The 13,545-nt window shown below is 30.0% G+C and carries 9 protein-coding genes and 1 pseudogene; all 10 read right to left on the bottom strand.

Annotated features, from left to right (window positions below; translation table 11 throughout):
* Positions 1–25 precede the first annotated feature (25 nt).
* Positions 26–712, bottom strand: a complete 687-nt coding sequence (locus V3V28_RS09865; protein WP_331364851.1) for a hypothetical protein — start codon at positions 710–712, stop codon at positions 26–28.
* Positions 713–716: 4 nt separating this feature from the next.
* Positions 717–1,073 (bottom strand): DUF1304 domain-containing protein, encoded by a 357-nt coding sequence (locus V3V28_RS09860; protein WP_331364850.1) that lies wholly within the window; start codon positions 1,071–1,073, stop codon positions 717–719.
* Positions 1,074–1,144: 71 nt separating this feature from the next.
* Positions 1,145–1,345: a dodecin family protein gene (locus tag V3V28_RS09855; protein WP_331364849.1), complete on the bottom strand. Its 201-nt coding sequence runs from the start codon at positions 1,343–1,345 to the stop codon at positions 1,145–1,147.
* A 363-nt stretch (positions 1,346–1,708) separates the two neighbouring features.
* Positions 1,709–2,428, bottom strand: a complete 720-nt coding sequence (locus V3V28_RS09850) for an energy transducer TonB (protein ID WP_331364848.1) — start codon at positions 2,426–2,428, stop codon at positions 1,709–1,711.
* Positions 2,429–2,485: 57 nt separating this feature from the next.
* The gene (locus V3V28_RS09845; RefSeq protein ID WP_331364847.1) at positions 2,486–2,869 is read right to left on the bottom strand and encodes a VanZ family protein; all 384 of its coding nucleotides are present in this window, start codon (positions 2,867–2,869) and stop codon (positions 2,486–2,488) included.
* Positions 2,835–3,215 carry a glycine cleavage system protein GcvH gene (gcvH, locus tag V3V28_RS09840; RefSeq protein ID WP_331364846.1) on the bottom strand — a complete coding sequence of 127 codons (381 nt, stop codon included), beginning with the start codon at positions 3,213–3,215 and terminating at the stop codon, positions 2,835–2,837. The genes V3V28_RS09845 and gcvH overlap by 35 nt, the downstream gene beginning before the upstream one ends.
* Positions 3,216–3,237: 22 nt before the next feature.
* Positions 3,238–10,428 carry a T9SS outer membrane translocon Sov/SprA gene (gene sov / locus V3V28_RS09835; RefSeq protein ID WP_331364845.1) on the bottom strand — a complete coding sequence of 2,397 codons (7,191 nt, stop codon included), beginning with the start codon at positions 10,426–10,428 and terminating at the stop codon, positions 3,238–3,240.
* Between the two features lie 4 nt (positions 10,429–10,432).
* On the bottom strand, positions 10,433–11,014 hold the full coding sequence (ruvA, locus tag V3V28_RS09830; RefSeq protein ID WP_331364844.1) for a Holliday junction branch migration protein RuvA: 582 nt from the start codon (positions 11,012–11,014) through the stop codon (positions 10,433–10,435).
* A 31-nt stretch (positions 11,015–11,045) separates the two neighbouring features.
* A complete protein-coding gene (locus V3V28_RS09825; RefSeq protein ID WP_331364843.1) occupies positions 11,046–13,322 on the bottom strand; it encodes an NADP-dependent malic enzyme in 2,277 nt (758 codons plus the stop codon).
* Positions 13,323–13,438: 116 nt separating this feature from the next.
* Positions 13,439–13,545, bottom strand: a pseudogene (locus V3V28_RS09820) (IS982 family transposase); the annotation flags it as partial.

Below are 13,545 nucleotides of genomic sequence, written 5' to 3'. Positions count from 1 at the left end.
GTAATGGAAAATTTAAAAAAGTAACTTAATTAATTGAACTAAAATAATTGGTAATTTTTACTAAATCATCTCCTTTTTTGTGGCTTAATCTATTTTTCTTCATAAATTTTTTAATTTCTGAAGACTTATCTCCAAATAGATTATAGAAAGTTTTCTTTTTTTTAGGAATCTCTTGTAGGTTTTTATTATTAAAAGCTATAAATAATTTATCTTTTCCTAAATAATATTTTGGCTTAACTTCTATATCAAACTGTGTAACTTTTTTTTTGCCTTTTTCTAATTTTATAGTTTGTTTCGCTAGTACTAAATTTTTTCCAGAACTTTTTATTAAAAAATAATTTAATTTACCATTTAAATCGAAAGCGACATATTTTGTTTTAGACTCAAAGAAGTCTATAATCTGATTTTCTTTTTTAAAAAGATCATAAATTTGGTTATTTTTTACAAATTCCATTTCATCGGAATAAATATTATACCTTAATAAATAAACCTCTTTAGATGTAGTAGTGTAGGCTTTTTTATAGTCTAAATGAGAATATTGTAAATGAGCAGTTTTTGCCAGTTCCTTATCATCTATAGATTTTACTTTTTTTGGAGATCCTAGATGATCCCTAGCAGCGTTTCCAAATTCAACTTTAGCGCTTAATTGAGCAAATGTATTTGCAATTGTTAACGAAAATATTGTAAATAGTATAAAGGTTTTATTTTTCATTTTTTTAGAATTTTAGTAGTATTAGAATTGAAATTAATGCTGGTATTGATTGAATGTATAAAATACTTTTCTTTTTAGTAGAATACGCTCCATAAAGACCAGCAATAAATACACAAATTAAAAAGAAAAGCGCAAATTCTGTCTTTTGAATTACTATTGACCAAATTAATCCTACAGCTAAAAATCCATTATATAAACCTTGGTTTGCCGCCAAGACTTTTGTCTCTTCTGCAAATTCTTTACTTTTTAAACCAAAAATTTTTATTCCTTTTTTGGTTGTCCAAAGAACCATTTCTAGATATACAATGTATAGATGAATGATTGCAACCAAGCCGATAAAGATAATTGGTATTGTTTTCATATAAGGTTAATAAATAAAAAACGATTTAATATGAGTACTAAATCGTTTTTAATAGTAGTTTTTTTATAGTTTTAGTTTACTTCAAAAGTAATTTTTAAGTTTACTCTAAATTCAGTAACTTCATCTCCATTAACAACAGCACTTTGAGATTGTACGAAAACAGATCTAATGTTTTTTACTGATTTTGAAGCTTGCTTTACAGCTTTCTTTGTAGCTTCTTCCCAACTTTTTTCAGAATTTGCTAGTACTTCAATAACTTTCATGATTGCCATAACTTTTTAATTTTTGTTAGATTAATATTAGTAGTAAATATAGATTTTTTTATTTTAATCTATAAAAAACAATTTCTTTGTTGTAACTATTAAATAATTTTATGGTTGTAATTAATATGAATTGGATTTTTTTATAATGTATTCTAAAATAGAAACTTAATTTTAGTTGTAATTTTAAGGTTGTTTTAAACTTGTTGTGTTTGTAGTTAGATAAGTTTTAAATGTTGTTCCTTTAATTGATTTGAAGGGTTTAAAATTTTATTTTCAAACTTACGATTTTTAGCCTTGAAATAATATATAGACACAAAAAAACCGTTTAGAATATTCTAAACGGTTTTTTTAAGTTGTAATTCCTTGTTTAATTTATTCTACAATTAAAGTAAAAGGAATACTATATTTTACACCAACTGGCTTTCCTCTTTGCTTACCTGGTTTCATTTTTGGTAATTGTTTCATTACTTTAATTACCTCACTTCTAATTTTTGGGTGTGGTGCTCTTGCGTTAACATTTACAATGTTACCATTTCTATCAATTTTAAAACCAATAAATACTCTCTTTCTTCCTGAAGACAAACCAAGTTCGTTTGGTAACTCTGCGTCAAATTTTCTAGAAAAATGTTTTTGTACCATTTTACTAAAACAAGCTTTTAACTCTTTTTTATTTCCTTTACAACCAGGGAAAACAGGTACGTCTTCAATAATCATAAAACTTACATCTTCTACAACTTCTTCAACTTCCTCAATCTCAACAATTTCTTCAACTTCTATAGCTTCAGTTTCATCTGTTTCAGTAGATTCAATTACAGTTTCTTCAACTTCTTTTTCATCTTCAACAATTTCTATTTTTTCTGGAGCTGGTGGTGGTGGTGTTTTTGGTTTAATTGGCTCTATTCTTTCAGTAATTGGAATTTCTTCTTCCATTTCTGCATTCATATTAACTGAACCTAAATCACCAATATTTCTATCGTATGTTTTCTTTTCAATGGCAGCATATGTTACAAAAAGGGCTAAAACTAAACCAATTTGCATAAATATTTTGCTGTAATTTTCTAAATTCGATTTCGGATTTTTCTTAATTTCCATTATGATAGTTTTATATAGTTCGCTAATTTAATTAAAATAATGTGTTAAATACAAGTCTTATTGTAAATTAACTTGATTTTTTTTCAAAATTTGATTAAAAATCAATAAAGCCATGAGTACTCCTGTGGTATTTGCTAAAATATCTAAATAGTCTCCAGTTCTATAAGATGTTAATTTACTTTGTAAAATCTCAATTATTATGCCATAAATAATACATGCAATAATAACATAATATTTTTTTCTTGGTTTTTTATAAAAAGTAAATAGCCAAGAGATCGTTAAAGTGAAATAAGCAAAGCCATGTCCCCATTTATCAATACCTGAAATACTTGGCCCATTTTTGGGCATTTTCATTAAACTCAAATAGGCTATTGCAATTGTAATACAAATAGCTATTATAAAAATATTATCCTTCAATAAGGCTTTTATACGCTTCTGCATCTAATAAATCATCTATTTGAGAACTGTCAGAAAGCTTTATCTTTACCATCCAACCTTTTCCATAAGGGTCAGAGTTCACCAATTCTGGTTCATCTTCTAATCCTTCATTAAACTCTATCACTTCACCAGAAAGAGGCATAAATAAGTCTGATACCGTTTTAACAGCTTCTACAGAACCAAAAACTTCTCCTTCTTCTACTGTATCATCTACAGTATCTACATCTACATATACGATGTCTCCTAATTCTCCTTGCGCAAAATCTGTAATCCCTACAGTTGCAATGTTGTCTTCAATTTTAAGCCACTCGTGGTCTTTAGTGTATTTTAATTCTGATGGAATATTCATGCTAACTTTAATTTTAATTTTTTTAATTTCCTCCTAAATTGTAAACAATGTTAAATCCACCATTAATTGCTTGTCTAGGGAATGTGGTAGAAATAGCATATTTAGACGTTTGATGATTGTAATAAAACGACGCGGTTAAATTACTACTTAATCTATAATCTGCAGTAAATTTAATAGAAAATAATTTTTGACCACCACTTATTTGGTCATTATCTTCATCTACAGATCTTATTTGTGTAAGATTATCCCTTAAGGATACGTCTGCTCTTAAATTAATGTCTCCTTTTAAGGTTTGCTTTTTTCCTGTAAAGCGAGTATTCATTTTTACATCTTTAAATACATAACCAAAACCAAATATATATTCTGTTCCTTTAATATCTGTTAAAGTACTATTGTTAAAGTTCATAGTTAAAGTTCTATCTCTTTTTACTTCACCCCTCAAAGAAAAAGAATTTTTCATTTTCATGTCTAATTTTATTAGTGGTGAAAATTCATCAACCAAAGTAACTGCTGAAACTAATAATTGGGGTTCGTAATTATTAGAATTATTATTTATTGCACCAAAAGATCCATCTGCATTATATTGTAAATTATTTGTAAAACTAGAAACGGTATAAGATGATCTGTATCCGTGAGAAACCACAAAATTGCTAAAATTGTTCTTAATAAATTTTAACTTCATCAAACCATTATATCGTAAAGTCCAATTAGGTAAAGGAATATTTCTAAACAAACCCGTTTTTACTTTATCTGGGTTGTCACCAGAATATGCGGCCATAAATGCTGGTAATAACACATCTTGACTATTTGCACCAAAACCTTTTATGGTTCCGTCTGTATTTATATTATTCGGGTCTGTAATATCGATTCCGTTTTGAGTAGCAATTCTTGAAGATAAACCAACTCTGTAATCTCTCATTTTTTGAAATAACACATCACCATTTGTAAAAGCAGTAGAAATCATAGAGTGACTTGAACTAAAGTTACCTGTTACAAAACCACTTATATTTCTATCTATTGCACCGAATTCTGAACCATCTTCAATTACATCTAATTGTTGTTGTATATCTCTAGTTTGAATTTTATTTCCTCTAACATCAATATTTAAATCTTTAAAAGGCTTTACAGTAAATGTATAATCTAATTTGTTATAATGTGTTTTACTATAGGTTTTGTTGAAATAAGCACTTTCATCTATATCAATGGTACTTGGGTCATCTACAGCTGCTCTAGGTTCTACTAACCAGCCATTTTCTAGCGCTTTATTTCTAATATCTATTTGGCTACCAAATGCAAACGCGGTTGGTGAACCACCTAAAAAGCCAATACCTTCTGTGTAACCAGGTAATAATTGCCCATTGTTTTCAGAATAACTAATTTTACCTTGTTTTACAGAAGTAACTACATCATAAACTCCTTTTAAAATTTTCTTTCCTACGGATATTTTTTTCTGATTCTTAATTCTTCCTGGTCTAGCAGGTGGTCCAACGCTTTTTAGACCTTTAGATTTTTTACGTTGCGTTTTGGGTAATAATAATTTTTCGAAACCAAGACCTTTATAAAAACGTTCTAAACTTAAAGTAGTATTAATATTGTGCGTGTTTGCATTCTGAATAACGTTTCCTATTTTTTCTACTACTAATTGATCTTGTGAAGATGCTTGCCAATCAAAATCTGCGGTATATGCATAATCTGCTTTTATAAATTTTAAAAACGGAATTTTATCAATAGGTAAATTATAAGTTGCATTTAATTTTTGATGATAATGTGTTGCTCTTCCTGTGTTAAAGAAATTATCATAAATTTCTAGTTCCTCATTAGTGTCAAAAGCATCATAAATATAGCTGTTGGTAGCATTAAAGTTTAATTGTAATGATTTTGTTAAATCGAAACCAATGGTATAATCCCAATCAAACAAAAATCTACGTTGTTTTAACTCTGGTTGTTCAGACAAACCTTCTACTAAATTTCTAGATTGTTGCTCGCTGTAATTTCTATTAATTCTAGAATTAATACCAAACGTTTTTGGAAAAGGATTAAAGTTAATGTCTTTTAATAATTTCCAGTATTTACCTCTAAAGATTGAGTCGTTATTTTTAAAAGGTTCAAAAGATTTACCTTCGAAACTAAAATTATACGAAGCAGAAGCAGTTACATTTTCGTTTATGTATTTTTTTACGTTATAATCTCTATGAAACTCTTTGTTATGCGAGTAAGAAACAGAGACGTTTTCTACATCGTAAAACTTTGGTTTTTTGGTGGAATTAGGATTTCTATTCTTTTTTACATTGATAAAACTAATGCTTGTTCTTTTTGTATAATCTCTAGAAAACTCGCTATTGTCATTTGCGCCTAATGCATCTTTTAAAGTTACATCTTGGTATTGAGGATCAAATTTTGGGTCTATATATTTCTCACCAATACTATAACTCATTGGTAATTGAATTCCCCATTTTTTTGGTGTTAATACTTTTCCTAAATTAATACTTGTAGCAACATCATATTGTTTTGTTTCGCTTAAACTACGTTGACCTACTCTGTCTTCTACATTTCCAAAACCAATAGTAGACATACTTCCTGCAAGAGAAACATTTGCTACATCAGCAAAATTAGCATCTGCATTTACAACAGCAGCCCAACCACCTTTATTATCGAAACCAGCTGAACGTAGTTCGTTAAACCAAACTTCTCCACTTCTTGGTGAAGTTGTTGTGTTTTTTACACCCAACATTATGGTTCTTAATTCTGCTAAAGTTGGGTTTCCTTTTACACTAATTATATAAGGTACTTCTGCACTTTGCTCAATAGATGTATAAAGTTCATTTGGTGGCGCAACAACAATACCTAAAGCATCTCTTTCTAGTTTTATTTTACCAAAACTTTTTAAAAATGCATCTAAATTATTTATTTCTGGCCAAACATCTAATTGAGAAGAACCGCTTCCACTTACAGTTAAAGGCAATTCTATTTGGTAATAATTATCATCTAAATCTGTACCTAATCTAATAATTGCAGCTAAACCTTCAGCTTCTAAACCATTAGTAATGTTAGGCTGTAAATGCATAAACATTTTAAGGTTTTTAAACCTTCTTAAATCGATACTAATATTTTTGTAAATTGCTCTTACTTGATCTGCAGGTAAGTTGTTTACTTTTAAAGTTACAGATTGTTCGTTTTGTAATTGTACTGTCGTACTTCCTTGTAAACGTTCTCTTTCTATCCCTGGAGGTTGTATATAAATTCCATCATTTTGCTCTATACTTACTACACCAACTTCAAAATCTTTTAAATCATCTGCTACTAAATCTTGTGCCGGACTTATGTTTTCATCTAATGTTTTTGTGTAACGTCTCCAATCTCCACGTACCAAATCTAATTCTCCAAAACGAAGAACTACTGGCATTTTAAAATTAGTTAAATACATTCTTATAAAACGAATACTATTAAAATCTTGAATGTCATTTACAGCTTCTCCGCTTCTAACAGGAACTCTAAATTGATACCATTTAGTTTGTTGTGTATTTCCGTTTTCTAAAGTTACTTGTGTTGTTTTTTCATCTACAATAAAGTTTTTTCCTTTTTGTAAATCGTTTCTATTCATAGAGATTTTATACTGAAAATAGCTTTCTACAGTATTCATGGTTTGATCTCTATTAATATCTTCTACATCAGGGTAAGTAGACGATGAAGTTGGATACGCTTCTGGAGATTGATTTAATGTAGGTGAATTCCCTTGCGTGTTGTTGTAGTTTTTATATCTAGAAACAATAGATGCATTTGCCGCGTCTAGACTACTACCTCTAAAAAATTGAAAATCATCGGCAGCAGGATCTATTAAATTAGTAAATTTATTAGATATATTTAAAAGGTTTTTTTCTTCCTCATTATTTAAACCATCAAAACCAACATCTTGATTTATTCTTGCCGTATCTTCTTCATTAAATGCATAAATAATTGATGGATTTCTTGGTACATCTCCCCAAGTTGTTCTGTTTACGTTTACCGTATTTACTTTTGCGCCATCTTCTGGTAAACCGTTTTCGAACATTTTACGGTTGTCTTTTAAAACATCTTCAGAAATATTACCAAGGTTAATAAATAAATTTCCTACTTGATTTGATGGATCTTGTGGATTAATATTATTTGGTAAACCTTCATCATTTTTTATAGAATAATTCTGATAAGGATCCATTATCCAAAACTGAATATATTCTACATTTGCTTGGTCAAAATTATTAGTAGTTAACGCACGAGTAATTCCACCCCAATTGCTTTCTGCATTTGGTAATGTTAAATTACTTCCATCATTATCTATTGCATTTGGGTTAAAGTTATAAGAACCTCTCTCTGCAGGGAAATAAGCTAAATCTAACGATCTAACTAATGTGTTTTGTGTAATATCTCTTTGTTGATTAGGAAACAATTCAACATAATTAATCTGTCTTGTTTCTGCTCTAGAAAGTTCATCAGCATTTATGTTTGCAGGCGTATCTCCAACTCCGTAAAAAATTTGATCTACACTATACCAAGCTAATTTTGCTCTTTTGTAATTGTATTCTAAATCGCTACTTCCTCCGTTAAAAATATCGTTAGCTTTATTTTGTGGTGTACTTGCTTCATACCAATCTAAAGGAGATAATAAACTAATTGGCACTTGTGAAGCTTCAAAATCATCTATATAAGAAGTTGCTGCGCCAGCCACATCAATTCCGCTTGGTGTTCCTGGTAGTAAATACGCCATATCTGCCCTTACAGATAAGTTTGAAGGCGCATCTGTATCTACAAAAGGTAATTTATTGGCTAGTTTTGTAAAGTAAGGCACTTCTGTAGAAAAATCTACATTTACACCAAACATAGTATTGTTTATTGGTTCTGAACCAAAATTTACTTTTGGCGTAATTGGTCTTTCTTCAACATTTAAAATCGTAGCACCAACAATAAAATTATCAGAAAATTTATGTTCAACATCTACACCCATAAAGGTTTTTCTTTGTTGATTAAAAACAGCATTGTTTTCTGTTGAAACACTAATTGGCGTTCCAGAAGATTGTAAACCAGGATCTATAATTTGTACACGACCTAAGTTATAATCTACCACAAAATCTACTCCTTCCACCAATTGTCTTCCACCTGCAGATACTTTTACAGAACCTCTAGGAACGTTAAAAGCACCAATAGGAATTCCACCAGCATTTTCCGATTTAAAATATCCTTTTAATAAAAATTTATCTTTATTTTGGTTGTTATTTTTTACATTTATTTTGGTGTTTAAATACAGTTCATTAAACAAGTAACTAGCATCCCCTGAGTTAGTTAATTTATTTTTTAAGTCATTTCCAAAAGGTTCTGATTCTGGAAAAAAGATATATCCGTTTTGAGAATTTACCGTAATTCCTTCTACATAATCAAAAAATCCATCAGGATTTCTAAACTGACTTTGATCTAGTTGATCTAATTTTAAAACTTGTATTAATGGTTGATTTGAAATTCCTGCAGTTTGTGCATTTTGTAAGGTGTTAGAAGGGATTCCTGTTGCATCGTCTCTATATTGAATTTCGAAACGGAAACCATCTTGTGATAACGGAAAAGCACCTAAAGCATACACGTTTTTCATCATTAAACGCCAAGTAGGAAAAGATTCCTCTTCATTTGCAGTATTTGTACGTTTGGTTTGTAAAATCTCTGAACGTAATAATTTTACGGCTAAATTTTGCGGAGCCTGAATTCCGTCATTAGAAAATTCACCAACTTTAAAAGAAGTTTTAGAAGTTCCGCTTACATTTCCTGCAACTGTATATTCGTAAGCAACTGCTAAAACTTCACCATCATTTAACCTACTATTTAAAGAAATAAAACCTAATTGTGGATTTAATGTAAACTCATTTGCACTTAATTGCCTCGCATTTTCTAACATAGAAAAGTCGGTTCCTGGAGCCATTGAAAACTCATCTCTTAACGTTTTTTCAACGTTAGAAACATCTCTAATTCCAGTTAAAATATTTTGTACATAAATGTTGTTAGACTCGTTTACAGGTAAGTTTAGAGGGCTTCCATTTACGTTTACACTAACAGGGTTTGTGGCAGTAATATTATTACTTACTAGGTTTTGGTAAGTGTTGTTTGTATTGTTAGTTTCTCCAATATCTGCAAAAGCTACAATACTCCTATAATCTTCTGTACTTGCATTTCTATTGGTAATCCAAACTTCAACCCTAGTAATATTAATTTGACTGCTAATTAATGGATAACTCTTTAGTGAGTTCGCGTAATTATCAACAAAAAATTGTGATAAGAAAAAGTGTCTATCATTATCATAATCTGTTGCTCTTAATTCAAATTCTTGAATAGATGCGCCACCTTTAGCAATAACTGTTTTACTTTCTGAATTTTGTTGAGAAAATACAGCCGTAACATTTGTGTTACCAAATTTTAATTGCGTTTTTACACCAAACAAGCTTTGTGCTCCGTTTATTAAAGAGTTTTTAATTGGCATTGATATATTACCAGCTTCAATTCCTTGAATAATGTCGTCTTCTGTAGGTGTAAAATCTATTTTTACTAAATTCTGAAAATCGAATGTAGATTGTGTATCATAATTTGCAGAAAACTCTAAACGCTCACCAACTTTTGCTTTAATACTTGCGTTAATTTGTTGGTCGAAATCAAAGGTTAAACTGCTTCTGTTTTCTTCGGATATTTGTGGATTTTCTGTGTTCTGATAAATGAAACCTAATTTTAGATTTAAACTTCCGGCCGGAGTAACTTTCACTTCTGTTCCACCAAATATAGATTCAAAAAATTTTGAATTCACATAATAGGTTGGTAATAAGTCTTTTTGAGCCTCTTCAGACCCTTTCTTTTTGCCATCTGCAGCACTCACTTTATCTTTAAAATATTCTAACATATCTCGCTTTAAGCGATATTGTTCATATTCTTTTCTTGTTAAATAAATAGGAGTTCTTGTGTAGTAATCTCCAATTTTTTCAACAATTACATATTTGTTTAAAGCTTTGTCAAAAATGATAGTTTTTTCAGTTAAATCATCTAAAAATAACCCACCAGTCTGATTTCTTTTAAAATCGTATCTTAATTTTAGGGTGTCTTTTTTTACAGTAATAGTATCTTTTTTTGTTACTGTTTGCGCGTAAGAAAAACTACTAACACCAAAGGTAAAAAGTACTATTGAAAATATGTGTTTTAAAAAACGATTCAATGGATTATAAATTTTTTAAGGCTAATTTTATGATTTGTTCTACTGTAGCGTCAGGGTTTTCTTTTGTAATTGCAGATATAATTTTATCAGATTGTTTTCTTTGAAAACCTAAAACTTCTAAAGCAGATAACGCTTCATCTTTGTTCGTATTGCTTGTGTTTACAGAAAGTTCATCAATATCGAAGGTTTTTAAAATTTTATCTTTTAAATCTACAATAACTCTTTGTGCTGTTTTTGCACCAATTCCTTTTACAGATTGAATTAAAGCTACATTTTCTGTAGCAATAGCATTTTGTATTTCTTCCGAAGTCATAGAAGAACACATAGTTCTTGCAATACTTGGCCCAACGCCAGAAACCGAAATTAATAATTTAAAAACTTCTCTTTCTGTTTTGTTGATAAACCCAAAAAGTGTGTGTGCATCTTCTCTAATAGATAAATGTGTGTATAAAACTACATTTTCATCCGAAGGTAAACTAGAGAATGTATTTAAAGAAATATGCAATAAATAACCAACTCCACTACAATCTACAACAACTTCTGTTGGACTTTTTTCTACTAACCTTCCTCTAACTTGTGTTATCATAAATTTATTTTCGGTGCTCTAAAGTAATAAATTATTTGTTCTTTTCTCTTTGTTGTGCATCTACACATGCTAAAGCAGCCATATTTACCATTTCATCTACACTAGCACCTAGTTGAAGAACGTGTACTGGTTTACTTAAACCTAAAATTACTGGGCCAATAGATTCTGCTCCTTGTACTTGTTTTAATAATTTATAAGTAATATTTGCTGATTCTAAATTAGGGAAAATTAGCACATTTACTTTTTTACCATTTAATTTAGAAAAAGGAAATTCTTTTGCTAACATTTCTGGGTTTAAAGCAAAGTCAGCTTGTATTTCTCCATCTACAACAGCATCCGGAAAATGACGATGAATATAAGAAACTGCTTCTCTAATTTTTCTTGAAGTTTCTGTATTTGATGAACCGAAATTAGAAAAAGATAACATAGCAACGTTTGGTTTCATTCCAAACATTTTTGCTAACTTCGATGTCATTTGAGTTATTTTAACTAAATCTTTTGCAGAAGGATTAACGTTTATAGTTGTGTCGGCTAAAAATAATGGACCTTGTTTAGTAAGCATTAAATTACAGGCCGCAACTTTAGAAATTCCTTTGTCTTTTTCTATGAGTTCTAATATTGGTTTTACAACGGTTGGGTAAGGCCTAGAATAACCGGTAATTAAAGCGTCTGCTTCACCTTCATTTACCATCATTGCTGCAAAATAATTACGTTCACGCATTAATTTTTTAGCTTCAGATAAAGTTCTTCCTTTTCTTTGTCTTGTTTTCCAGTAGGCCATTCCAAAACGATCTCTACGTTCGTTTTCTTCGTCTGTCTTTGGATCAAAAATTGGCACTTCAGAAGTAAAACCAATTTCTTCTTTTAATGCTAAAATCAATTCTTTTCTTCCTAATAAAATAGGTAGTCCTATTCTTTCGTCATGAACTCTTTGTGCTGCTTTTAAAACATCTAAATGATCTGCTTCTGCAAAAACAATACGTTTACGGTTACTTTTAGCTCTGTTGTGTAATAACCTAATTTCTTTACTACCAGAACCAGAACGTTCCATTAATTCTTCTCTATACTTTTGCCAATCTTCAATTGGTTCTAATGCTACGCCAGATTCCATGGCAGCTTTTGCAATTGCTGGTGGAATTTCATAAATTAATCTTGGATCAAATGGTTTTGGAATAATGTATTCTCTTCCGTAAGCTAAACTTACCTCATCATATACAATGTTTACTTGTTCAGGTACAGATTTTTTAGCCAAATCTGCTATAGCAAGTACCGCAGCCATTTTCATTTCTTCATTAATTTTAGTTGCTCTAACATCTAAAGCTCCTCTAAAAATAAATGGAAAACCAAGAACATTATTTACTTGATTAGGATGGTCTGAACGACCAGTTGCCATTATAATATCTTCTCTTGTTGCTACAGCAACATCATATTCTATTTCTGGGTCTGGATTTGCCATTGCAAAAACAATTGGGTCTTTTGCCATCGATAAAAGCATTTTTGGCGTAACCACATTTCCTTTAGATAAACCAATAAAAACATCTGCATTGTGCATTGCTTCATCTAACGTTTGTAAATCTCTATCTGTTGCAAATTCTACTTTTTGAGATGTAAGGCTGTCTCTATCTTTTCTAATAACACCTTTACTGTCGCACATAACCACATTTTCTCTTTTTACGCCTAGTTTTAAGTATAAACGAGTACAAGAAATTGCAGCAGCTCCAGCGCCATTCACAACAATTTTTACTTTGCTAATGTTTTTTTCTGTAATATCTATTGCATTTTTTAATGCAGCTGCAGAAATAATTGCAGTACCATGTTGGTCATCATGCATTACAGGAATGTCTAATTCTTCTATTAATCTTCTTTCGATTTCAAAAGCTTCAGGTGCTTTAATGTCTTCTAAATTAATACCTCCAAAAGTTGGTGCAATTGCTTTTACTGTTTGTATAAAAGTTTCTACATCTGTTGCATCAACTTCTATATCAAAAACATCTATATCTGCAAATATTTTAAAAAGCAAACCTTTTCCTTCCATAACTGGTTTAGAAGCTTCAGGGCCAATATCACCCAAGCCTAAAACAGCTGTTCCGTTTGAAATTACAGCGACTAAATTACCTTTAGCAGTATACTTATAAACGTTGTTTTTGTCTTTTGCAATTTCTAAACAAGGTTCAGCAACTCCTGGAGAATAAGCTAACGCTAAATCATGTTGCGTTGCATATTTTTTGGTAGGTATAACTTCAATTTTACCTGGTTTTGGTTTTGCATGATATAATAAAGCTTCGTGTCTTTTTCTAGAATCGCTCATAAAATATTTGTTTACAGATATTAACTTACAAATATATGGTTTTCAATGGAAGAGAAAATGTATTTTTGATTCTTTTAAAAAGTTTAATTTTATTACTTATTTTACCCGTTGTGCATTTAAATAATACTAATTTTTAAGTTGTTAATATTTCTATCAAAAGTAAACTTATTAATGAATTGAATAATTGTTAATGAGGTTAATTTTGAGAGTATTCTAGTCTTAA

Origin of the sequence: Polaribacter sp. (assembly GCF_036480315.1) — a bacterium.
Classification (GTDB): domain Bacteria; phylum Bacteroidota; class Bacteroidia; order Flavobacteriales; family Flavobacteriaceae; genus Polaribacter.
This window is presented reverse-complemented; position numbering and strand designations above follow the sequence as displayed.